The sequence below is a fragment of the Plantibacter sp. H53 genome (genome assembly GCF_001650455.1).
Lineage (GTDB): Bacteria > Actinomycetota > Actinomycetes > Actinomycetales > Microbacteriaceae > Plantibacter > Plantibacter flavus_A.
Map to the genome: position 1 here is coordinate 17,264 of NZ_LWCT01000017.1, position 21,677 is coordinate 38,940.

Genomic DNA, 21,677 nt, shown 5'->3' on the forward strand with positions numbered 1-21,677 from the left:
GATGACAGGTTAGTGCGCGGCGGCTTCGATGTGCTTCCGCGTGATGCGCTTGCGGAACACCCAGTACGTCCATCCCTGGTAGGCGAGGATCAGCGGCAGGAAGATCAGGGCGGTCCACGACATCACCGTGAGGGTGTACTCGGTCGAGGAGGCGTTCGCGATCGTCAGGCTGTTCGCCGGGTCGTTGCTCGCCGGCATCACCGCTGGGAAGAGCGCGGTGAACAGGGTGAGCACGGCCGCCGCGACGGTCACGGCCATGAGCGCGAACGCACGGCCCTCCAGCCCTCGGCTGTTCGCGAACCAGGCGCTGATGAGCGAGACCGCGGCGATGGCGGCGAGGATCAGCACCGGGAGCGAGAAGTGCGCGAGGACGGTCCAGCCGAGGAACGACGCCGCGAGGAGGATCGCGACGAGCCCGGCACGGCTCGCGAGGCGGCGGGCGCGCTCGCGGATGTCGCCCTCGGTCTTCAGCGAGGCGAACACGGCTCCGTGGGCGAAGAAGAGCACGAGCGTCGTGAGACCACCGAGGATGCCGTACGGGTTGAGCAGGGTGAAGAGCGTGCCGGTGAAATTGTGGTCGGCATCGAGCGGGACGCCCTGGACGATGTTCGCGAAGGCGACGCCCCAGAGGAAGGCCGGCAGGGCCGAGCCGACGATGATCATGAGGTCGAAGCGCCGTTTCCAGGAGGCTTCCGGCCGCTGGTGCCGGTACTCGAACGACACCCCTCTGATGATGAGCGCGAGCAGGATGAACAGCAGCGGGAGGTAGAAGCCGCTGAACAGGGTCGCGTACCACTCGGGGAAGGCGGCGAAGAGGCTCGCACCGGCGACGATCAACCAGGTCTCGTTGAGGTCCCAGACCGGCCCGATCGTGTTGATGAGCATCCGGCGGTCGGTCTCGTCCTTCCCGAGGAAGGGGATGGTCATGCCGACGCCGAAGTCGAATCCGTCGAGGACGAAGTAGCCGACGAACAGTGCGGCGATGATCCAGAACCAGAGAATCGTGAGGTCCATGATGCGCTCCTAGTAGACCGTGGTCGCGGGGGCGGCGGGCTTCTGCACGCCGTCCTCGTCGGGTTCGGACAGCTCGATCGGGTCGGGCCCGGCCTTGATCGTCTTCTTCAGGAGGCCGAACTCGACGACCAGCAGCGATCCGTAGACGACGGTGAAGGCGATCAACGAGATCAGGACGTCGAGGCCGGTGGTGTTCGGTGAGACCGCGTCCTCCGTCTTCAACAGGCTGAAGACGATCCACGGCTGGCGGCCCATCTCGGTGAAGACCCAACCCATGGTCATGGCGAGGAACGGCATCGGGACGGCCCAGACCGCGACGCGCCACATCCAGCGCTTCGGCTCGCGGCCCTTGCGGGTGAACCAGAGACCGGCGGCCGCGACGAGCATCGAGGCGAGGCCGAGGCCGATCATCCAGCGGAAAGCCCAGTAGGTGACCCAGATGACGGGCGAGTAGTCGCCCGGACCGTAGAGCTGGGTGTACTGCGCCTGCAGGTCGTTGATGCCCTCCACCGTGCCGTCGAAGGTGTGGGTCGAGAGGAACGACAAGAGGTACGGGATGCGGATCGAGAAGAGCTCGTGGACGCCGTCGGGTGTTCCGAGGGTGAAGATCGAGAACGAGGCGTCGGCACCGCTCGCCGTGTTGTACATCGCCTCCGCAGCCGCCATCTTCATCGGCTGGGTCTCGACCATGGCGAGGCTGAGCTGGTCGCCGGCGAGCATGGTGGCACCGCCCGCGAGGAGCATGCTCCACGCACCGACCTTGAGCGCCGGGCGCATCGCCTCGACGTGCTGGCCCCGGGCGAGGTGCCAGGCCGCAGCGGTGATGATGACGGCTGCGGAGACCATGAAGCACGCGAAGATCGTGTGCGGGAAGGCGGCCAGGGCGACCTTGTTGGTCAGCAGCTCCCAGATGTTCGTGAGCTCGGCGCGGCCGCGCTCCTCGTTGATCCGGAAGGCGACCGGGTTCTGCATGAAGGCGTTCGCCGCGATGATGAAGTAGGCCGACAGCACGGTGCCGAGCGCCACGATCCAGATGGTGGCGAGGTGGAGCTTCGGTGACAGCTTGTCCCAGCCGAAGATCCAGAGTCCGATGAACGTCGCCTCGAGGAAGAACGCGAGCAAGCCCTCGAGTGCGAGCGGGGCGCCGAAGACGTCGCCGACGAACCTGGAGTAGGTGGACCAGTTCATGCCGAACTGGAACTCCTGGACGATGCCCGTCACGACGCCCATCGCGAAGTTGATGAGGAAGATCTTCCCGAAGAATCGGGTGAGTTGCAGGTAGTGCAGCCTGCCGGTCCGGACCCAGGCGGTCTGGAACCCGGCGACCGTCACCGCCATGCCGATGGTGAGCGGCACGAAGATGAAGTGGTAGACGGTGGTGAGGCCGAACTGCCATCGGGACAGCAGTAGCGGGTCGAGAAGGTCGTTCACGATGAACACTCCATTTTTCGCGGCATCCAGGGAAGGCGGCGCAGGTGCGGCCCGATCGGGGTGGTCATCCCCGTGGCTTCGATCCATGTCGTCGAGACCAATCGTACAGGACTTCACGCCTGTGGTCAGACCACACATCCAAGGGTGTCCTAACAGGCGTTTCCGAGCCACTCACACACCCGCGGCAGTAGGCTCTGAGCCGTGAACGACGTGCTCGGCTGGCTGCTCGACCTGGTGCAGAGCGTCGACCCCGTGACGCGCACGATCCTCGCCGGCGTCGGCATCATGCTCGAGACCTCGGTCCTCGTCGGCCTCGTCGTCCCGGGCGACACGGTCGTCATCGTCGCGAGCACCGCCGTCGCCGGACCCTTCCAGTGGATCTCGATGATCCTCGTCGTCATCACCGGCGCGCTCATCGGTGAGTCGGTCGGCTTCGCGCTCGGCCGCTGGTTCGGCCCGCGCATCCGTGCCAGCAGACTCGGCCGACGGATCGGCGAGCGGCACTGGGCCCGTGCCGAGCGCTACCTCGACCGGCGGGGTGGCATCGCCGTCTTCATCTCGCGGTTCCTCCCGGTCCTGCACTCGCTGATCCCTCTCACGGTCGGGATGAGCACGATGAGCTACCGACGCTTCATCTCCTGGACGCTGCCCGCCTGCGTCATCTGGTCCTCGGCCTACGTCTCCGTCGGCGCACTGGCTGCGGGCAGCTATCGCGAGCTGTCGGACCGACTCCATTGGGCGGGCTACGTCTTCGTCGGCATCATCGTCGTCTTCGCCGTCGTGGTCCTCGTCGTGAAGCGACTCCTCCAGCGGAGCGAGGAGCGACACATGCTGGCCCAGGAGGACGCGACACCACCCGACGACGGCTCGACGCCCCAGTAGCAGACGACCGTCATCGCCGCGAGACGGCGGGCCGGACGCACCGGCATGACAGACTGAACGGGTGAAGGCATCCGACGATCGTCCAACGGCCTCCTCCGACGCCGCCGAGCAGATCCGGCACTTCGCCGCACGGATGGAGGACGCCGTCCAGTTGCGCCGCCAGCGTCGTGCGAGGCGGCACGGACGCGAGGCGGCGGTCATCCCCTTCACCGGCTACGGATCGACGTCCTGGATCCGTGTCCTGGCCAGGGTCGTCCTGGCGGAACCGGGTAAGACCACCGTCCAACCGCAGCAGAAGGTGCGCGGCTGGAAGAGCTTCTTCGCGCTGAGCATCGCCGACCCGACGGTCGAGGTGGAGGTCGACGGGCAGCGTCACACGGTCACGGGCGACCGAGGCGGCGTGGTCGACGCGGTGGTCCAGGTCTCGCTCACCCCCGGCTGGCACACCCTGAGACTGAGCTCGGAGGGCAGCGACCCGGTCGAAGCGCCGGTCTTCATCGTCGCCGACGACATCGAGTTCGGCATCGTTTCCGACATCGACGACACGGTGATGGTGACGGCGCTCCCCCGCCCGCTCGTCGCGGCCTGGAACACCTTCGTCCTCGACGAGCACGCCAGGACACCGGTACCAGGTATGGCGGTCTTCCTCGAGCGCACGGCGCGTGAGCACCCCGGTTCGCCGATCATCTACCTCTCCACCGGCGCCTGGAACGTCGCGCCGACGCTCACCCGGTTCCTCTCCCGCAACCTCTACCCGGCCGGCGCCCTCCTCCTCACCGACTGGGGCCCGACGCACGACCGGTTCTTCCGCAGCGGTCGCGAGCACAAGCGCAACAACCTCGACCGGTTCGCCGAGGACTTCCCTCGGCTGCGGTGGCTGCTCGTGGGCGACGACGGACAGCACGACGAGGCCCTCTACCGGAGCTTCGAGGAACGCCACCCCGACCGCGTCGCCGCCGTGGCGATCCGTCAGCTCTCCCCCGGTGAAGCGGTGCTCGCCGGTGGACGCTCGAAGGTCGGCACCCAGCACGCGGGCGCCCCCTGGGTCTACGCGGGGAACGGCGCAGAACTGCTCGACCAGCTCCACGACAAGCTCTGACGGCACCGATGTCCGTCGTCCCCGTCCTGCGCACCAGATCGCGCCTGCCCCTGCTCCAGGTGCTGAAGACGGCGCTGGCCGCCATCGCGTCCTGGATCGTCGCGATCACGATCATCCCGGGCCAGCTCCCGGTCTTCGCCGCCATCGCAGCCATCCTCGTGGTGCAGCCGAGCGTCAACCAGTCGTTCGGGAAGGCGCTCGAGCGCAGCCTCGGGGTCATCACCGGCGTCATCCTCGCGACGGCCATCGGGATCGTCTTCGGACACTCCGCCTGGATCGTGCTCCTGGCCATCGTCATCTCCATCCTGCTCGGATGGGTCCTCCGCCTCGGGCCCGGATCCGCGAACCAGATCCCGATCAGCGCGATGCTCGTGCTGTCGATCGGCGCTGCGACCCCGGACTACGCGGTCGCGCGGATCGTCGAGACCGTGCTCGGTGCGGGCATCGGGCTCCTCGTCAACGTCGTCCTCGTCGCACCGGTCCTCCTCGCTCCCGCGAAGGCGGCGGTGACCACCCTCGCGCTCGCGTGCGCCGACACCCTGGACCATCTCGCCACCTCACTCACGCGTGCGAACTCAGACGCGGAGCTGGTGGCGCTGCTCCAGGAGGCCCGCGCGCTGAAGCCCCTGCGAGACCAGGCGATCGCCGCGGTGAAGGAAGGCGATGACAGCCTGCTGCTCAACCCTCGTCGATCGAGGCACCGTGACGAGCTCGACCGTCAGCGCCTGCTCCTGCGTCGACTGGAACCTGTGGTCACGAGGACCCTCGGCATGGCGCGATCGGTGCACGACCACGACGACCCGACCCTGCACGAGGAGCCGACGGTGGCGGACATCGCCGTCGAGCTGACGCGAGCGGCCCACGATCTCCGGCTGCTCGTCAACGATCGTGCCACGTCCGACGAGCCACCGACCGAGACCGCGGAGATCCCGGCGCTGACCGCTCCCCTCGTGATCGCCCGCCCGCACCCCCAGCACTGGATCCTGATCGGATCGCTCATGGAGGACCTCCGCCGCGTACGCGACGAGATCGTCGGCGAACCGACCTGAGTCGGCCGGATGCACGAAGGGCCGGCGGAGCGAAGCTCCACCGGCCCTTCGACGTCCTGGGACTACGCCTGGTGCGCGGCCTGCAGTTCGATGGTGATCGTGACGTCGTTGCCGAGCAGCACGCCGCCGGTCTCGAGCGCCGCGTTGTAGGTGAGGCCGAAGTCCTCGCGGTTGATCTTGGTGGTCGCCGTGGCGCCGAACTTGTAGTTGCCGTAGGGGTCGGTCGCGAAGCCGCCGAACTCGACGGTGAAGGTGACGGGCTTGGTCACGCCCTTGATCGTGAGGTCGCCGTCCACGAGGAAGTCGTCGCCCTTGGCGCGGGCGCCGGTCGAGACGAAGTCGATCGTCGGGTAGGTCTCGGCGTCGAAGAAGTCACCGGTGCGGAGGTGACCGTCGCGGTCGGGCTGGTTCGTGTTGATCGATGCGACCTCGGCGGACGCGGTGACCTTCGTCTCGAGGGGGTTCTCCGGCGTGACGAACGTCGCGTTGAAGCGCTCGAACTTGCCCTTGACCTTCGAGACCATGATGTGGCGGATGCTGAAGCCGACCTCGCTGTGCGTGGTGTCGACCTCCCAGGTGCCAACCTTGTAGCCGGGAATCGTCAGGGTGTCGGTCATGCGGTACTCCTTGCGTCGATGTCGGCGCGCTCGCGCCACGTTCTATTCAAACGCACGGACCTGGGAGCTATTCCCACATCCCCGAGAAATTCTCCTCACCGACATCAGCGCGACATCGGCCGGAGCGACGGGAGGCCGAGCCGGACGCGGAGCAGTCGGTGCGCCGCATCGGCGACCGTCGACTCCGGAATCCTGCCGGACCGGACCGCGGCGGCGATGTCGGCCACGAGTACGGCCGGGTCGACACCGGTCGACGACGGGTCGGCCCCGAGGACGAACAGCAGCATCGTGTTCCCGGCGGCCACGGCGCGGATCGCGTTCTCCGAGGGGTTCCGGTACTCCGCCAGGCCCGTGTGCTGCAGCATGAGCATGTCGTCGGTGATCGTGATGCCGGTGAAGCCGAGGTCGTTCCGAAGGCGCTCGTGCCACGCCGCCGACAGCGTCGCCGGCGCGGCGTCGACCGCCGAGTAGACCAGATGGCCGAACATCACGACCTCGGCCCCGGCCTCGATACCGGCGACGAACGGCAGGGCGTCGGTCGCAGCCCAATCCGCGGCACCGATGGCCGTCGTCGGGACCGTCGAGTGCGAGTCCCCCGGCGCCTGCCCGTGGCCGGGGAAGTGCTTCAACGTGCTGAGCACCGCGCCCCGCTCACCACGGACGGCCGCGGCCACCCGCTCCGCCGAGGCATCCGGCGTCGTCCCGAGGGCACGGTCGAAGATGAAGGAGCTCGGATCGGCGGTCTCGTCCGCGACGATGCCGAAGTTGACGGAGCAACCCGTACCGGCGAGCATGGCCGCTCGCTGGCGGAACGCCTCCTCGCTCGCAGCGGGCGGTTGCGACTTCAGGGTATCGGCTGCGGCGAAGACGTCCTCGTCGATCCGCCGGACATCGCCGCCCTCCTGGTCGATGCCGATGAGCAGCGGCATGGTCGGGTCGGGGCTGAGGGCACTCGTCACCGCAGGCAGCCCCGCGAGGCCCGGCACGTTGTCGCCCATGATGATGAAGCCGCCCGGCTGATACCGCTCGACGAACGCCCGGAGCGTGCCCGGGTCGGTTCCTGGAGCGTGGAGCATCAGCATGGACGTGATCCGCTGTTCCAGGGTCATCGCTGCGAGTTCGGCGGCCGCACGCTGGTCGGCTGCAGCCGGAGTCGTGCTCGTGAAACGGTTCGTCGGCTTCGAGGAACCGGGCCCCGTGCACCCGGACAGGCCGAGGACGGCACCCGCCGCCATCGAGGCGCCGACTGCGAGAAACCCACGTCGTCCCAGCTGCACCGGCCCACTCTAGGCTCGGATCTTCCATGCAGGCTGGGCGTCGCTCCCGGTGTGGCAGGAGTGACGAATGTGACATCGACGGCTACACTTGCGTGGGTGACCGCCAGGATGGACGCATGCGCAAGCCGCTGACAGCCCTCTCGCCCCGCTCGAGGGGCGTCTCGCGAGCCGCAGCCCTCGGAGCCGCGCTCGTCATCGCGGTGTCGGTAGCGAGCCCGGCGGCCGCCGTGACCCCCACCTCGTTCCGGACCGCCGACTACCCGAGCTGGGACGACGTCCAGGCGGCCAAAGCGAACGAATCGACCGCTCAGGCTGAGGCCGACCGGATCGTCTCCCTCCTCGACGGTCTGCGCGACGAATCCGCCCGGCTCGGCGACGAAGCCGTCCGCCAGGGTGCGGCGGCAGGTGAAGCGAAGGCGGCGTTCGAGGCGCAAGCCGCCGTCGCGGACACCATCAGTGCGCAGGCGACGGCCGCGGCGTCGGCAGCGGCATCGAGCAAGCGTCAGGCCGGCGCGGTCATCGCCCAGATGACCCGCACCGGAGGCGTCGATCCGACGCTCTCCCTCGTCCTCTCCGGTGCGGCCGACGACGACCTCCTCTCCAAACTCAGTGCGATCAGCAAGCTGAGCGAGACCTCGGCGCAAGACCTCGCGTCCGCGACCGCCGCGAGCAACACGGCGACCGCGCTCGCTGAGCAGGCGACGGCGGCGGAGACCGAACGTCAGCGACTCTCGGAGGCGGCTGATGCCAGCTACGAGACGGCGCAGTCCGCGAGCGACGCCGCAGATGCGGCGGTCGCCGAGCAGCAGGCCAATCGCGACCGGTTGTACCAGCAGCTCGCCGTCCTCAAGAACACCACGGCGGCGGTCGAACAGGCCTACGCGCAGAGCCAGGAGGCGATCGCGGCGGAAGAGCAGCGACGCAACGAGGCGACCGGTGGCGAGGGCTCCACGAGCGCTCCGCCGCCGGACCTGGCAGCCGACCCGGCCGGCGCGAAGGCGTACGCGCAGTCCGCGATCGGCGCCTACGGCTGGGGTAGCGGAGAATTCCAGTGCCTCCTGCAGCTCTGGACCCGGGAGTCGAGCTGGCGCGTCAACGCCTACAACGAGTCCAGTGGCGCCTACGGCATCCCGCAGTCCCTGCCCGGGAGCAAGATGGCCAGCTCCGGCGACGACTGGCGCACCAATGCGGCGACGCAGATCAACTGGGGCCTGAACTACATCGACAGCCGGTACGGTTCCCCCTGCGGCGCGTGGGCGCACTCCGAAGCGACCAACTGGTACTGACGCCCCGTCTCAACCGTTCTGGGCCGCGCCGAGATTCGTCCCGGCCACTGCCAGCACCACGGTGACGAGCAGAGCGGCCCCGATGATCAGTCGGAACAGCAGACGGTCCGGCGCTCGGGTTCCGACGAGCACGAGCCCCCACACGACGAGCGCGAGGACGCCGACCGCGCCCAGCGCCCCGACGATCGGCGGTGCGATGGGCCTGCCGACGAAGATCCCGCTCTGTCCGAGGACGGCGACCAGACCTGAGACGCCGAGGGCGATGAAGGCCGTCCGACCGGCGGTCCGCGCGCCGAGCCGGTGCGGCAGACCGCGGACCCCGGTCCGCAGGTCGTCTTCGAGATCGGGCAGGGCGTTCGTGAAGTGGATCGCCACACCGAACAGTCCACCGACCGCGAGCGTCCACGCGGCCGGCACGATCGGCGGGACCGCAGCGAAGGTGACCACGGCGGGCAGTGCGCCGAACCCCACGATGAACGGGACGACCGACCAGGCCGTCGACTTGAGGCCCAGGTTGTACGCCCACCCGCAGACCAGGAAGAGCAGGTGCGAGGCAGCCGACGCCCAGCCGAGGGATGCCGAGAGCGGAATGCTCGCCGCACCGGCCAGCAGCGCCGCCGCCCGGACTGCCGAGACGCTGAGGTCGCCGCGTGCGACCGGTTTGTCCTGTCGTCCCGAGCGACGATCGCGTCTGGCGTCGAGCCAGTCGTTGGACCAGCCGATCGAGAGTTGTCCGACGAACACCACCACGGCGAGCAGGGCCGTCCGAAGGGGTGGCAGCCCGACGGCCGATCCGAGCACGACGGCGAGGACAGTCACCGCGACGGTCGGTCCGGGATGGGAGGACGCGAACAGACGACGGACCATGGAGAACACCGCCTCAGCTTAGGGTGACACCCATGCCACGGCGGTACACTGCAGCATGACCGTCTCCGTGAGGGCGATCGGCGTGGCCGTTCCTCAGACCATCCTTCATCAAGACGAGATCAGGGATGTGTTCCGCGACCAACCCGGGCGGACCCGGCTCGCCCAGCGTCTCATCGGCGCGGCGTTCGACGCGTCCGCGATCGACACCAGGCACACCGTCATCGACGCCTTCGACCACGACGTCGAGACGACCACGGCCGCCTTCTACGACGCGGCTCAGCGGCAGGTGCTCTCCCCGCCCACCGGCGTGCGGAACGACGCCTACATCGAGCACGCTCCCCCGCTGCTCCTGGAGGCCGCACGGCGGGCATTGGACGCCGCCCCCGGTCTGTCGGCGGCGGACGTCACCCACGTCGTGACCGCGTCCTGCACCGGGTTCTTCGCGCCCGGCCCGGAATACCTCCTCGTGCGCGACCTCGGGCTCGACCCGAGCACGGAGCGCTACCACCTGGGGTTCCAGGGGTGTTTCGCCGCGTTCCCCGCCCTTCGCGCCGCAGAGGCGTTCTGTACAGCAGACCCCGACGCCGTCGTCCTCGTGGTCTGCATCGAGCTCTGCTCCATCCACCTCCGTTCCTCCGACGACCCCGACGTGATCCTCGGTTCCTCGGTGTTCGCCGACGGTGCTGCGGCCGCCGTCGTGACCGGTCGGGACACCGGATCCTCCGCGCCCGTGCTCGAGTTCGACGGCTGGTCCACCGCGCTCGTGCCGGACGGCGAGACGGAGATGGCCTGGACGATCGGCGATCACGGGTTCGAGATGGTCCTGAGCGGCGCGGTGCCCAAGCTGATCGGCGAGCACCTCGAGATCGCCCTCCGCCCACTCCTCGCCGCAGCCGACGACGCCCCGGTCTCATCGATCGACCGCTGGGCGATCCATCCCGGTGGCCGGAGCATCCTCGACCGGGTCCAGCGCGGGTTCGGGCTCGACGACGAACTGCTGGCTCCATCACGCACGGTGCTCCGTGAGTACGGCAACATGTCGAGCGCCACCGTGCTCTTCATCCTCCAGCGTCTGCTCGACGGCGCGCCGGCCGACGCCGATGAACGGGTGTGCGCGCTCGCCTTCGGTCCGGGACTGACGATCGAGAGCGCGCTGCTCCGGCTCCGCGCCGGCCGAGTCTGATGCTGCCCGACCTCGGCCGCCGTGCGACGGATCTCCTCGAACTGATGGACGACCCCGACTGCGATCCCGCACTGCTGGACGCCACCTACGCCAGGTTCGCGACGGTGAACCGGCTCGTCTCGGGCTGGCGTGGCCTGTACCGGTCGCGCATCCGTCCGCTCCTCCACCCGTCCCGGACCACGACGATCCTCGACATCGGCTTCGGTGGTGGCGATGTCGCCGTGGCCATCGCCGACTGGGCGAGGGCCGACCACCTCCCCGTGCAGGTGGTGGGGATCGATCCCGACGAGCGGTCCGTGGCCTTCGCCCGTCGCCGGTACCCCGATGGCCCCGTCGCCTTCCGTCCGGCGCACAGCAGCGACCTCGTCGCCGCTGGCGAGGAGGCCGACATCGTCCTCTCCAACCATGTGCTCCACCACCTCGATCCCGCGGGACTGTCGAGCCTGCTCGCGGACAGCTCGCAGATCGCCCGACGTCTCGTCCTGCACAGCGACCTCGAGCGCAACCGACTCGCGTACGCGGTCTACGGGCTCGCCACCCGTGCAGGACGACGGCGCTCCTTCCTCCACGTCGACGGGCTGCGCTCGATCCGTCGCAGCTATCGCCAGGGGGAGCTGCAGCGCGTCGTGCCGAACGACTGGATCGTCGAGCGTCGGTTCCCCATGCGACTCCTACTGTCACAGAGCGTCCCATCAGTAGCGGACGAGCCCCGATGACCGAGGTGCTGGTCATCGGTGGCGGACCGGTCGGCCTCGTGTCTGCGATCCTCCTCGCTCAGGCCGGCGTCGACGTGACCGTCTGGGAGCGGCGATCGGACTCCCCCTCCGGCACCCGGGCGATCGGGATCCACCCACCGTCACTCGACCTGTTCGAGGAACTCGGCGTCCTCGACGAGATCCGCCGCGACGCGGTCCGCATCGACCAGGGCGAAGCCTGGAACGCCGGACGACGCCTCGGGGCGGTCGTGTTCCGTGATCGGCCCGTACCGCACCCCTACGTCGCCGCGCTCGAGCAATGGCGGACCGAACGGGTCCTCCGTGCTCGACTCGACGCCGTCGCACCGGGATCGCTTCGGATCGGGACGAGCTGTACGCGGTTGGCCCCGGCAGAGGACGGCGTCCTCGTGTCCGGCAGTGACGCCGATGGAACGGTGAGCACCCACGCAGCCGTCGTGGTCGTCGCAGCGGGAGGACGCGCCACCGTCGCCGGGATGCAGGCTCCAGGCCCCGTGCACCGGTATCGGGACCGGTACCTCATGGGGGACGTCGCGGATCGGAGTGGGGCAGGTTCCATCGCCAGGGTGCACCTGCACCACCGAGGGGTCGTCGAGTCCTTCCCGCTCCCCCATGGCATGCGACGATACGTCGTACACACCGGGTACTCGGACGGTCAGGACGCGGCCCGCCCGGAACCCACCGCGTCCGACCTCGCGTCCCTCGTCGCCGACCGCACCGGCGACGACGTCGACCCGGCGACGAACACCATGCTCAGCGCGTTCGGCGTGCTCCGTCGACGACGGAAGCGCGTCGTCGACGATCGGGTCGTCTATCTGGGCGACGCCGCCCACGAGATCAGCCCGATCGGCGGCCAGGGCATGAACCTGGGCTGGTCCGACGCACGGGTCTTCGCGCCACTGATCGCCCGCATGACCGCCGGGCATCGCTCGACACAGCACGACGTGGCCGCGGCCGTCTCCCGCCAACAGCGCGCGATCCGTCGGGCCGCCTGGCAGGCGGAGATCAACATGCGCTTGGGACGTCCGCTGCCGGGCCCGCTCGTCGGGGTGCGGGACCTCGCGCTGCGAACCGCGCTCAACGGTCCCGCGATGCCGATCCTCGCCGACGCCTACACGATGCGCTGGCTGCGCTGACGCCGTCCGAGGTCTTCCGGTTCAGTGACCGACGTGCACGCCCGCGGAAGCCTGGTCCGTTCGCCGGATGAGGAACGACGCACCGATCGCGAGCAGCGAGAGCACGGCCCCGCACATGAACGCAGCCTGCACACCGGCCGCCGTCGCGTCGACCACGGCACTCCCGGCCGCCGCACGAGCCGCCGCCGTGGTCGACATCATGGTGATGAACAACGCCGTCCCCGCCGCTCCGGCGAGTTGCTGGACCGTGCCGACGATGGCACTGCCGTGCGGGTAGAGCTCGGGCCGCAGGGAACCGAGCGCCGAGGTGAGGAGCGGTGTGAACATGAACGCGAGGCCGGCGCTCAGCAGCACGTGGACGGCGATGATCATGACGATGGCGCTGCCGACGCCGAGCATCGTCAACAGCCAGAGCGCGGCACTCACGGCGAATGCCCCGGGGATCACGAGTGGACGCGGACCGAACCGGTCGAACAGCGACCCGACCAGCGGCGCGAGAGCGGCCATCGTCAAGCCGCCCGGCAGCAACATGAGGCCCGTGGTCAGGGTGTCGACCTGGAGCACGGTCTGCAGGTAGATCGGCAGGATGATCAGCGAGCCGAACAACGCCATCATGACGATGACGACCAGGATGATCGAGACGGAGAACGAGCGGTTCGCGAAGGTGCGGAGGTCCATGAACGCCCGGTCGTCGCGGGCGAGGGCACGCTGGCGGAGCACGAAGCCCAGGAGGGCGAGGACACCGACCGTGAGGGGGATCCAGACGGGCATGAGCGCGTGTCCCTCGGCGGACTCGCCGATGCTGCTCAGCCCGAAGATGAGACCGCCGAACGCGAACGCGGAGAGGACGAGCGACAGCACGTCGAAGCGGACCCGACGCGGCTCCGTCACGTTCCGCACGAGGACGGCACCGAGGACCAGCGAGGCGACGGCGATCGGGAGGACGATCCAGAACATCCAGCGCCAGTCGAGCACGCTGAGGATGAGGCCGGAGACGGTGGGCCCGACGGCCGGCGCGACCGAGATGACGATCGAGATCGCCCCCATCGTCCGGCCGCGTGCCGACACCGGCACGACGTTGAGCACGGTCGTCATGAGCAGCGGCATCATGATGGCGGTACCGCTGGCCTGGACGACACGACCGAGCAGGAGCGTGCCGAATCCCGGGGACAGCGCGGCGATGAGCGTACCGAGGCTGAACAGCACCATCGCGGTGATGAACATCGTCCGCAGGGAGAACCGCTCGAGGAGGAACCCGGTCGCGGGGATCACGACGGCCATGGTGAGCATGAAGCCGGTGGTCAGCCACTGTGCGGAACTCGCCGTGATGTCGAGGTCCTGCATGAGCCGCGGCAGGGCGACGCTCATGATCGTCTCGTTGAGGATGACGACGAACGCCGACACGAGGAGCAGCCCGATCAGGAGCTTGGACCCGGGTGGGAGGCGATCGTCCGAGGGCTTCCCGGTCGTCGGGACGGAACCGGTCGGATTCGGCACGGTTTCAGTCGTCATAGCGGTGTCATCCTTCTCAGGCCTCGGCCGTCGTGCGGGCAGACGCCTGCCCTCTCGAAAGACAAGCGCCGTGTCGTCGCGGGTATTCCCATGCGTGTCGACCGGTTACGCGCAGGGCGAAGACCTGTTCCGGCCGGACGGTTCCGGTGCCAGCATGAGGACATGACAGTTCCCACCATCACCCTGAACGACGGCCACACCATCCCTCAGCTCGGCTTCGGCGTCTTCCTCGTCGACCCGCAGGAGGCTGAGCGCATCGTCTCGGACGCGCTCGAGGTCGGCTACCGCCACATCGACACCGCGGCCATCTACAAGAACGAGGAGGGCGTCGGCGCCGCCATCGCGAAGTCGGGCATCCCCCGCGACGAACTCTTCATCACCACGAAGCTCTGGAACGACCGTCACCAGAAGGCGTCCGCTCACGCCGCCATCGACGAGAGTCTCGAGAAGCTCGGGCTCGACCACGTCGACCTGTACCTGACCCACTGGCCGACCCCGGCCAAGGACGACTACCTCGAAGCGTGGCTCGCCCTCGAGGAGATCAAGGCGGCCGGCAAGGCACGTTCGATCGGCGTGTCGAACCACCAGGTCGAGCACCTCGAGAAGCTGATCGCCGGTTCCGAGACGGTCCCGGCGGTCAACCAGATCGAACTCCACCCGGCGTTCGCCCAGCGTGAGTTGCGCGCCTTCGGTGCCGAGCACGGCATCCACATCGAGTCCTGGGGCCCGCTCGGTCAGGGCAAGTACGACCTCTTCGGCGAGCAGGCCGTCTCCGCTGCAGCAGAGGCGCACGGCGTCACGCCGGCGCAGGTCGTCATCCGGTGGCACCTGCAGAACGGGCTCATCGTCTTCCCGAAGTCGAACTCGCGCGAGCGCATCGCCCAGAACTTCGACGTCTTCGGCTTCGAGCTGTCCGCCGACGAGATCGCGTCCATCGACGCCCTCGACTCGGGCAAGCGCGTCGGCAGCCACCCCGACGAGGTGAACTGACCTCAGGGTCCCGCCAAACCCAGGGTCTGACCAACGCAGAAGTCCCCGTCAGCTGTTCCGCTGACGGGGACTTCTCGGTGTTCGGGTGGATCTGAGGGGACTCGAACCCCTGACCCCCTGCATGCCATGCAGGTGCGCTACCAGCTGCGCCACAGACCCGTATTCAACTTGCTTGCCCCTGCTGTTTCAGCGGAAGCAACTTGAATAGGTTACTACATCTTGAGAGCGGTTGTGACCACTTTCGGTGCTCGGCACCGACGGGATGGTCAGTTCGCGGGCTGCGGTGCGGACGAGACCAGCGGAATCACCGGGCAGTCCTTCCACAGACGCTCCAGCGAGTAGTACATCCGCTCCTCCTCGTGGAAGACGTGGACGACGACCTCGCCGAAGTCGAGCAGGATCCACCGCCCCTCGGACTTGCCTTCGCGCCGCAGCGTCTTCACGCCGCTCGCGTTCAAGCGGTCCTCGACCTCGCCGGCGATGGCGACGACGTTGCGCTCGCTCCGGCCGGTGACGAGGAGGAAGGCGTCGACGAACGGCAACGGACCGGAGACGTCGAGCGCGACGAGATCCTCGCCGCCCTTGGACTCGGCTGCGGTCGCTGCGAGCTGGACGGCTTCCAGTGTGGTGTCGGACAGGGTCATGTGGTGTACTCCTCTGACGATCGCATGGAACGCGATCGGGTGAATGCCGGCAGGGCTAGAACGCTCCGCCGAAGAAACCGATGATGAGCACCGCGATCACGCCGGCGGCGAGCACCGCGGCGGCGATCGCGAGCGTCATCAACAGTTTGTTGCTCTGGTTGGTGGTGGCCGGGACGACGTCGCGGGTGGAACCGTGGCTGCTGACCGCACGGCTGGCCGCGACCGGAGATGCCGCGGTGACCGAGGCCGGCAGCTCATCGCCCTCGATGAGTCGGTCGATCCCTGCACCGTCGAAATGGTTCGGGTCCTGACCGGCGGAACCCAGTCCGCGGGGCAGATCGATGGTTCCGGTGATGAGGATCTCGCCCGTGGAGTTGGACGTGGCTCCCGCTTCAGCCTGGGCCGGAGCGACGGGGATGATGAGCGAACTCGTGGTGATCTGCCCCGTGCTCGTCATGCCGCTTCCGAGGAGGTCCTCGAACGCGACCTCGTTGTCCGCCTGCGAAGCCTTCTCGGCCTCGAGTGCCGCGACGAGCATGGAGTCGCGCCCGAACCCCTTGGACAGGGTCGACGCGGGGTCCTCGGAGATGTCGTCGCGATCCGAGACGTCGAAGAGTGAACCGGTGGCCACCGGCGCCGCAGCGGCGGGGGTCACGGAAGGCGTCGGCGCCTCGGCCGACCGGGCCTTGGCCGCGCGCTCGTCGGCGGCGGCCCGCTCAGCGGCCTTGCGTTCTGCCGCCTTGCGTTCGGCGGCCTTGCGTTCTGCAGCCTGCTGTTCTTCGGCCTTGCGCGCGGCGGCCTGGCGCTGCTCGGCCTGCTTGGTGGCCTCGGCTTCGCGACGTTCCTGCTCAGCAGCAGCGGCAGCCTTGACGTCCGCTTCCTGCTGCGCGAGCTTCGCTGCCTGCTGACGGGCCGCCTTGTTCTGCTTCTGAGGCGGAGCGACCACCTGATCGGGCGTCCGCGGCGGCAGGGCGACCGAGGGGACCGGCTGCTCGACCGGAGGAGCGACCGGCGCTGCCGGGGAGCCCACCTGCTCGATCGAGCCGGTGCGCTCGAGTTCTCGCAACTGACGACGCGTGAGTCCACCGGTCGGGGCCGGAGCCGGCGCACCGGATGCCGGAGCGCTCGACGACGGCGCGGGTGACGTGGACGCTGGTGCCGGAGCGCTCTCGTCGCGCGACGGGGTCTGCTCGGGGATCGCTCCCCCGGCGACGGGTTCGGATGTCGACGCGCGTCGCGTCCGTGGCGCAGCAGTGTCGGGCGTCGCTTCGTCAGCGGACGTCGACGGCTGCTGGCTCGCTCGAGCCTGTCGCCTGGTCAGGGGCGCATCCTCTGGCAACGCGGTCATGTGGCTTCACTCCGATACAGGTGGTGCTTGGTGATGTACTGCACGACACCGTCGGGAACCAGATACCAGACCGGAAAGCCTTTGCTCACCCGGCTCCGGCAATCCGTCGACGATATCGCTAGGGCCGGAACTTCCAACAAGCTTACGTCGTGCTGTGGTAATCCGGAAACGTTCAAATCGTGTCCCGGTCTACTCACAGCGACGAAGTGAGCGAGGTCCCAGACCTCCCTGACGTCTTTCCAACTGAGGATCTGGGCGATCGCGTCGGCACCCGTGATGAAGAACAGCTCGGCATCGGGACGTTTGCGGCGCAGATCGCGCAGCGTGTCGATCGTGTACGTCGGTCCGGCTCGATCGATGTCGACCCGGCTGACGGTGAAGCGGGGGTTCGCTGCGGTGGCGATCACGGTCATGAGGTAGCGGTGCTCGCTGTCGCTCACGCCCGACTTCCGGTACGGCATGCCGGTCGGGACGAAGACGACCTCATCGAGATCGAAGTGCTGCGCGACCTCCGAGGCGGCGACGAGGTGCCCGTGGTGGATCGGATCGAACGTCCCACCCATGACCCCGATCCGAGGACGACGGGTCGTCGTCTCGGTGACGGGCGCGCTCACGCCGGACAGCCTAGTGGCCGTGCTCGCCGTGAGCGGAGGCCGACTCGCCCTTGTCGGCGTGACGGTTGGCGACGTCGCGGTAGCTGAAGGTCACAGCGCCGAGGATGGCGAACAGCACGAGGGCGACCGCACCGAACACCCAGGTCGGTGCGGCGAGTTCGACGGCGTGCTCCGATTCAGCCAGGACGGCGGTGGCCAAGACGGACGCGGCAATCGACATGATCTCTCCTTCTGTGCGACGCCTGGTGACGCCCGTACCAGTCTAGCGACTACCGACGGGTGTGGCCCGAACCACGCACGAGCCACTTCGTGCTCGTGAGTTCCGGCAGTCCCATCGGACCGCGGGCATGGAGTTTCTGCGTCGAAATGCCGACCTCCGCGCCGAATCCGAACTCGGCGCCGTCGGTGAAGCGGGTCGAGGCGTTGACCATGACGACGGCCGAATCGACCTCGGCGAGGAACCGATCGGCGTTCACCACGTCGTTCGTGATGATCGCGTCGGTGTGTCCGGTGGAGTATCGGTCGATGTGCTCGAGCGCGGCGTCGAGGTCGTCGACCACGCGCACCGAGAGCTCGAGCGACATGTGCTCGGTGGACCAGTCCTCCTCCACGGCGGGCACGACGTCGGCGAAGACCTCCCTGGCGCGTTCGTCCGCGTGGATGAGCACCCCGTGCTCGCGCAGGTCGCCGAGCACGGCGGGCAGCACGCGCGCGGCCGCAGCACGGTGGACGAGGATCGTCTCGAGCGCGTTGCAGACCGATGGGCGCTGCACCTTGGCGTTGCGGACGATGTCCACCGCCCAGTCGAGTTCGGCACTCTCGTCGAGGAACACGTGGACGACGCCGGCGCCGGTCTCGATCACGGGGACCGTCGACTCCCGGACGACCGTCTCGATGAGTGACGCGCTCCCCCGCGGGATGAGGACGTCGATCAGGCCTCTGGCGTTCATGAGCTGCTTCGCACCGTCGCGACCGAACTCGTCGATGGTCTGTACCGCATCCCCGGGAAGGCCGACGGACTCGAGTGCCGATCGCAGCAGCCCCACGAGGACCGCGTTCGAGTGTTCCGCCGCCGACCCGCCGCGGAGCACCACGGCGTTGCCGCTCTTGATCGCGAGGGCGGCGATGTCGACCGTGACGTTCGGGCGCGCCTCGTAGATCGCGCCGACCACGCCGAACGGGACGCGTACCTGCTCGAGCTTCACCCCGTCCGGAGTGTTGCTTCCGCGGACCACCTGGCCGACCGGGTCGACGATCGCGATGACGTCGCGGACCGCCACCGCGAGCCCGTCGATGCGGCCCCGGTCGAGGCGGAGACGGTCTTGCAGGCCGACACTGATGCCCTGCTCGCGTCCCGCGACGAGGTCGCGCTCGTTGGCGGCGATGACCGCATCCGCACCCTCGACGATCGCGACGGCGATGGCCTCGAGGGCCCGGTTCTTCTGCGCGGTGGTCGCCTGGGCGAGGACCCGGGAGGCACGCTTCGCAGCGGTGAGACGATCCGCGAGTGGCAGCACGGTGGTGGTTGGCGACGACATGCGTCGATTCTACTCAGCGGCGTCCGGTGGACGCTCTCCGCGTCACGCCGGTTGGAACCAGGTGCCGAGGTGCTCACCGCGGAGGGCTGACGCGACGTTCGTGGTCGACGTCACGAGGACGGACGTCCCCGCCTCGGCGGCCAACCGGGCGGCCGACACCTTCGTGCCCGCTCCCCCGGTACCGACGCCCGCGGAGCCGATGTCGCCGAAGGTGACGCGCGAGAGGGCGTCTCCGAACGGGACCTCCTCGATGCGCTCGGCACCCGCTTCGTGCGGAGGGCGGGTGTACAACGCGTCGACGTCACTCAGCAGGACGAGGACGTCGGCCGCGACGAGGACCGACACGAGGGCGGCAAGGCGGTCGTTGTCGCCGAACCGGATCTCATGCGTCGCGACGGTGTCGTTCTCGTTGACGATCGGCAGGATGCGCAGGCCGAGGAGCCGTTCCATCGCCCGCTGGGCATTGCTCCGGTGACTGGGGTTCTCGAGATCACCGGCGGTGAGCAGCACCTGGCCTGCGACGATGCCGAACCGGTCGAGGCTGTCCTGGTACCGGTAGATCAGCACGTTCTGCCCGACGGCGGCAGCCGCCTGCTGCGTCGCCAGGTCGCTCGGACGGGCGTCGAGGCGGAGGTAGGGCATCCCGGTCGCGATGGCGCCCGAGGACACGAGGATGACCTCGGTGCCTCGGGCGTGCGCCTCGGCCAGCGCCTCGACCAGCGCAGTGATCTGCCCGGCGTTGTCGCCACTGATCGAGGAGGACCCGACCTTCACGACGATGCGTCGCGCCGAGGGGATGCCACTGCGCTGGTGGATGGTCACCGGTCGTCGTCCTCCGTCGTGACACCCTCGTCCTGCGGTGCGTCGGCCGGCACGGAGCCGACCTCGAAGCCCTCGTCGTCGTTCCAGAGACCGGCCGCACGTTCACGGAGCAGCTCGGCACGGGCCTCGGCCTTGGCATCCATGCGCTCGAAGTACTCGTCGCGACGCTGGTTGCGCGTCGGGCGGTGGCTCGCGTCGAGACGCGGGTCCGTTCCACGCGGCTGCGTCAGCAGTTCCGCAGTGCTCGTGAGCGTGGGCTCCCAGTCGAAGACCACACCGCCACCCGCACCGATCATCACGGTCGCGCCGGCGACGGCACCGGCCTTGAAGAGCGCCTCTTCGACGCCGAGCTTCGCCAGGCGGTCCGCGAGGAACCCGACGGCCTCCTCGTTGTTGAAGTCCGTCTGCTGCACCCAGCGTTCCGGCTTCGCGCCGATGATGCGGTAGAGGTTGCCGTAGGTGCCACCCTCGACCGTGACGGTGAACTTGGAGTCGTCGACCGGCTTCGGGCGCAGCACGATCCGGGGCTTGGCGGCCTCGAGGGCTGCGCGGGCGCGGCTCTCCTCGACGAGCTCGCTCAACGCGAACGACAGCTGTCGGAGACCCTCGCGCGAGACCGTCGAGATCTCGAAGACCTTGTAGCCGCGCGCCTCGAGGTCGGGACGCAGGAACTCGGCGAGCTCCCTCGCCTCCGGGACGTCGATCTTGTTGAGGGCGATGAGCTGCGGGCGCTCGATCAGCGGCGTCTGCCCCTCCGGTACCGGGTACGCGGCGAGCTCGGCCAGGATGATGTCGAGGTCGCTGATCGGGTCGCGTCCCGGTTCGAGCGTCGCGCAGTCCAGCACGTGCAGGAGCGCGGAGCAGCGCTCGACGTGACGCAGGAACTCGAGACCGAGGCCCTTGCCCTCACTGGCGCCCTCGATGAGCCCGGGGACGTCCGCCATGGTGTAGCGGACCTCGCCGGCCTCGACGACGCCGAGGTTCGGGTGCAGGGTGGTGAACGGGTAGTCCGCGATCTTGGGCTTCGCAGCGGACATCGCCGCGATGAGGCTGGACTTGCCGGCGGAGGGGTACCCGACGAGCGCGACGTCTGCGACGGTCTTCAGCTCGAGGAGGACATCGCCTTCCCAGCCGGGCGTGCCGAGCAGCGCGAACCCGGGGGCCTTGCGCTTGGTCGAGGACAGTGCCGCGTTCCCGAGGCCGCCCTGGCCGCCGGGAGCGACGACGAACTCCATGCCGGGCTCGACGAAGTCGACGAGTTCGACGCCGTCGACGTCCTTGACGACCGTCCCGACGGGGACGGGCAGGATCAGCGTCTCGCCCTGGAACCCGTTGCGGTGGTCGCCCATGCCGAAGCCGCCGGTGTCGGAGCTCCGGTGCGGTGACCGGTGGTACCCGAGCAGCGTCGTGATCTGAGGATCGGACACGAGCACGATGTCACCACCGTGTCCGCCGTTGCCGCCATCGGGGCCGGCCAGCGGCTTGAACTTCTCGCGCTTCACGGAGACGCAGCCGTTGCCGCCGCCGCCCGCTCGCAGGTGCAGTGTGACCCGGTCGACGAATGTGACCATGGACGCTCAGCCCCTCTCTGGATCATGGAACTCGGTTGTACGACAGCAGGGGGCGGGCCGAAG

21 protein-coding genes and 1 tRNA gene are annotated in these 21,677 nt (G+C 68.7%); 8 read left to right on the top strand and 14 right to left on the bottom strand.

All coding sequences use genetic code 11. The annotated features are described in order from the left end of the window. Window positions 1–9: 9 nt before the first annotated feature. Entirely contained in the window at window positions 10–1,014 is a 1,005-nt protein-coding gene (cydB, locus tag A4X17_RS10255) for a cytochrome d ubiquinol oxidase subunit II (RefSeq protein ID WP_064295578.1), read from the bottom strand. A gap of 9 nt (window positions 1,015–1,023) precedes the next feature. After that, window positions 1,024–2,445 carry a cytochrome ubiquinol oxidase subunit I gene (locus A4X17_RS10260; RefSeq protein ID WP_064295610.1) on the bottom strand — a complete coding sequence of 474 codons (1,422 nt, stop codon included), beginning with the start codon at window positions 2,443–2,445 and terminating at the stop codon, window positions 1,024–1,026. A gap of 201 nt (window positions 2,446–2,646) precedes the next feature. Here A4X17_RS10260 and A4X17_RS10265 point away from each other — a divergent pair, with 201 nt between their 5' ends. From A4X17_RS10265 to A4X17_RS10275, 3 genes are all read left to right on the top strand, one after another. Continuing rightward, window positions 2,647–3,327, top strand: a complete 681-nt coding sequence (locus tag A4X17_RS10265) for a DedA family protein (RefSeq protein WP_064295579.1) — start codon at window positions 2,647–2,649, stop codon at window positions 3,325–3,327. Window positions 3,328–3,460: 133 nt separating this feature from the next. Further along, on the top strand, window positions 3,461–4,426 hold the full coding sequence (locus A4X17_RS10270; RefSeq protein WP_079003898.1) for an App1 family protein: 966 nt from the start codon (window positions 3,461–3,463) through the stop codon (window positions 4,424–4,426). An 8-nt stretch (window positions 4,427–4,434) separates the two neighbouring features. Further along, on the top strand, window positions 4,435–5,475 hold the full coding sequence (locus tag A4X17_RS10275) for an aromatic acid exporter family protein (RefSeq protein WP_064295581.1): 1,041 nt from the start codon (window positions 4,435–4,437) through the stop codon (window positions 5,473–5,475). A 62-nt stretch (window positions 5,476–5,537) separates the two neighbouring features. Here the strand turns inward: A4X17_RS10275 and A4X17_RS10280 are convergent, their stop codons facing one another. Both A4X17_RS10280 and A4X17_RS10285 read right to left on the bottom strand, forming a co-directional pair. Next, entirely contained in the window at window positions 5,538–6,092 is a 555-nt protein-coding gene (locus A4X17_RS10280) for a YceI family protein (RefSeq protein WP_064295582.1), read from the bottom strand. Window positions 6,093–6,196: 104 nt separating this feature from the next. Beyond that, window positions 6,197–7,369, bottom strand: a complete 1,173-nt coding sequence (locus A4X17_RS10285) for a glycoside hydrolase family 3 N-terminal domain-containing protein (RefSeq protein ID WP_064295583.1) — start codon at window positions 7,367–7,369, stop codon at window positions 6,197–6,199. A 116-nt stretch (window positions 7,370–7,485) separates the two neighbouring features. On the opposite strand from A4X17_RS10285, the gene A4X17_RS10290 reads away from it, so the two are divergent. Then, the gene (locus A4X17_RS10290; RefSeq protein WP_064295584.1) at window positions 7,486–8,655 is read left to right on the top strand and encodes a lytic transglycosylase domain-containing protein; all 1,170 of its coding nucleotides are present in this window, start codon (window positions 7,486–7,488) and stop codon (window positions 8,653–8,655) included. 9 nt (window positions 8,656–8,664) lie between these two features. Here A4X17_RS10290 and A4X17_RS10295 read toward each other — a convergent pair whose 3' ends face one another. Further along, window positions 8,665–9,522, bottom strand: coding sequence for a UbiA family prenyltransferase (locus tag A4X17_RS10295; RefSeq protein WP_064295585.1), 858 nt, complete (start codon window positions 9,520–9,522; stop codon window positions 8,665–8,667). 55 nt (window positions 9,523–9,577) lie between these two features. On the opposite strand from A4X17_RS10295, the gene A4X17_RS10300 reads away from it, so the two are divergent. Genes A4X17_RS10300 through A4X17_RS10310 form a run of 3 tightly spaced genes read left to right on the top strand, consistent with a single transcriptional unit; the run spans window position 9,578 to window position 12,575 of the window. Further along, on the top strand, window positions 9,578–10,705 hold the full coding sequence (locus tag A4X17_RS10300) for a type III polyketide synthase (RefSeq protein WP_064295586.1): 1,128 nt from the start codon (window positions 9,578–9,580) through the stop codon (window positions 10,703–10,705). After that, a complete protein-coding gene (locus A4X17_RS10305) occupies window positions 10,705–11,421 on the top strand; it encodes a methyltransferase domain-containing protein (RefSeq protein WP_064295587.1) in 717 nt (238 codons plus the stop codon). Before A4X17_RS10300 ends, A4X17_RS10305 begins: the two co-directional genes overlap by 1 nt. After that, complete coding sequence (locus A4X17_RS10310; protein ID WP_064295588.1) at window positions 11,418–12,575, top strand: NAD(P)/FAD-dependent oxidoreductase; 1,158 nt, start codon at window positions 11,418–11,420, stop codon at window positions 12,573–12,575. The genes A4X17_RS10305 and A4X17_RS10310 overlap by 4 nt, the downstream gene beginning before the upstream one ends. A 21-nt stretch (window positions 12,576–12,596) precedes the next feature. Here A4X17_RS10310 and A4X17_RS10315 read toward each other — a convergent pair whose 3' ends face one another. Beyond that, window positions 12,597–14,087 (bottom strand): DHA2 family efflux MFS transporter permease subunit, encoded by a 1,491-nt coding sequence (locus A4X17_RS10315; protein ID WP_064295589.1) that lies wholly within the window; start codon window positions 14,085–14,087, stop codon window positions 12,597–12,599. Between the two features lie 162 nt (window positions 14,088–14,249). Here A4X17_RS10315 and A4X17_RS10320 point away from each other — a divergent pair, with 162 nt between their 5' ends. Beyond that, complete coding sequence (locus A4X17_RS10320) at window positions 14,250–15,077, top strand: aldo/keto reductase (protein ID WP_064295590.1); 828 nt, start codon at window positions 14,250–14,252, stop codon at window positions 15,075–15,077. A gap of 86 nt (window positions 15,078–15,163) precedes the next feature. On the opposite strand, the gene A4X17_RS10325 is transcribed toward A4X17_RS10320, so the two are convergent. From A4X17_RS10325 to obgE, 8 genes are all read right to left on the bottom strand, one after another. After that, window positions 15,164–15,236: transfer RNA gene (locus A4X17_RS10325), tRNA-Ala, on the bottom strand. A 107-nt stretch (window positions 15,237–15,343) separates the two neighbouring features. Further along, window positions 15,344–15,721 carry a ribosome silencing factor gene (gene rsfS / locus A4X17_RS10330; RefSeq protein ID WP_064295591.1) on the bottom strand — a complete coding sequence of 126 codons (378 nt, stop codon included), beginning with the start codon at window positions 15,719–15,721 and terminating at the stop codon, window positions 15,344–15,346. A gap of 55 nt (window positions 15,722–15,776) precedes the next feature. Next, window positions 15,777–17,069, bottom strand: coding sequence for a hypothetical protein (locus A4X17_RS10335; protein ID WP_157583444.1), 1,293 nt, complete (start codon window positions 17,067–17,069; stop codon window positions 15,777–15,779). Then, entirely contained in the window at window positions 17,066–17,683 is a 618-nt protein-coding gene (gene nadD, locus A4X17_RS10340) for a nicotinate-nucleotide adenylyltransferase (protein ID WP_255376693.1), read from the bottom strand. The genes A4X17_RS10335 and nadD overlap by 4 nt, the downstream gene beginning before the upstream one ends. Window positions 17,684–17,693: 10 nt before the next feature. Then, window positions 17,694–17,903, bottom strand: coding sequence for a hypothetical protein (locus A4X17_RS10345; protein ID WP_064295593.1), 210 nt, complete (start codon window positions 17,901–17,903; stop codon window positions 17,694–17,696). Between the two features lie 49 nt (window positions 17,904–17,952). Beyond that, window positions 17,953–19,221 carry a glutamate-5-semialdehyde dehydrogenase gene (locus tag A4X17_RS10350; protein ID WP_064295594.1) on the bottom strand — a complete coding sequence of 423 codons (1,269 nt, stop codon included), beginning with the start codon at window positions 19,219–19,221 and terminating at the stop codon, window positions 17,953–17,955. Window positions 19,222–19,263: 42 nt separating this feature from the next. Continuing rightward, window positions 19,264–20,043, bottom strand: a complete 780-nt coding sequence (gene proB, locus A4X17_RS10355) for a glutamate 5-kinase (protein WP_064295595.1) — start codon at window positions 20,041–20,043, stop codon at window positions 19,264–19,266. Next, window positions 20,040–21,614, bottom strand: coding sequence for a GTPase ObgE (gene obgE / locus A4X17_RS10360; RefSeq protein WP_064295596.1), 1,575 nt, complete (start codon window positions 21,612–21,614; stop codon window positions 20,040–20,042). The genes proB and obgE overlap by 4 nt, the downstream gene beginning before the upstream one ends. Window positions 21,615–21,677: the final 63 nt, after the last annotated feature.

Bases quoted from the DNA above. Each gene is read 5' to 3' on its own strand.
- A4X17_RS10335 (WP_157583444.1), bottom strand. From the start codon at position 17,069: ATGACCGCGTTGCCAGAGGATGCGCCCCTGACCAGGCGACAGGCTCGA.
- A4X17_RS10270 (WP_079003898.1), top strand. From the start codon at position 3,461: ATGGAGGACGCCGTCCAGTTGCGCCGCCAGCGTCGTGCGAGGCGGCAC.
- A4X17_RS10275 (WP_064295581.1), top strand. From the start codon at position 4,435: ATGTCCGTCGTCCCCGTCCTGCGCACCAGATCGCGCCTGCCCCTGCTC.
- A4X17_RS10290 (WP_064295584.1), top strand. From the start codon at position 7,486: ATGCGCAAGCCGCTGACAGCCCTCTCGCCCCGCTCGAGGGGCGTCTCG.
- A4X17_RS10295 (WP_064295585.1), bottom strand. From the start codon at position 9,522: ATGGTCCGTCGTCTGTTCGCGTCCTCCCATCCCGGACCGACCGTCGCG.
- A4X17_RS10280 (WP_064295582.1), bottom strand. From the start codon at position 6,092: ATGACCGACACCCTGACGATTCCCGGCTACAAGGTTGGCACCTGGGAG.
- A4X17_RS10315 (WP_064295589.1), bottom strand. From the start codon at position 14,087: ATGACGACTGAAACCGTGCCGAATCCGACCGGTTCCGTCCCGACGACC.
- A4X17_RS10345 (WP_064295593.1), bottom strand. From the start codon at position 17,903: ATGTCGATTGCCGCGTCCGTCTTGGCCACCGCCGTCCTGGCTGAATCG.
- cydB (WP_064295578.1), bottom strand. From the start codon at position 1,014: ATGGACCTCACGATTCTCTGGTTCTGGATCATCGCCGCACTGTTCGTC.
- A4X17_RS10305 (WP_064295587.1), top strand. From the start codon at position 10,705: ATGCTGCCCGACCTCGGCCGCCGTGCGACGGATCTCCTCGAACTGATG.
- A4X17_RS10300 (WP_064295586.1), top strand. From the start codon at position 9,578: ATGACCGTCTCCGTGAGGGCGATCGGCGTGGCCGTTCCTCAGACCATC.
- A4X17_RS10320 (WP_064295590.1), top strand. From the start codon at position 14,250: ATGACAGTTCCCACCATCACCCTGAACGACGGCCACACCATCCCTCAG.
- obgE (WP_064295596.1), bottom strand. From the start codon at position 21,614: ATGGTCACATTCGTCGACCGGGTCACACTGCACCTGCGAGCGGGCGGC.
- rsfS (WP_064295591.1), bottom strand. From the start codon at position 15,721: ATGACCCTGTCCGACACCACACTGGAAGCCGTCCAGCTCGCAGCGACC.
- A4X17_RS10350 (WP_064295594.1), bottom strand. From the start codon at position 19,221: ATGTCGTCGCCAACCACCACCGTGCTGCCACTCGCGGATCGTCTCACC.
- A4X17_RS10310 (WP_064295588.1), top strand. From the start codon at position 11,418: ATGACCGAGGTGCTGGTCATCGGTGGCGGACCGGTCGGCCTCGTGTCT.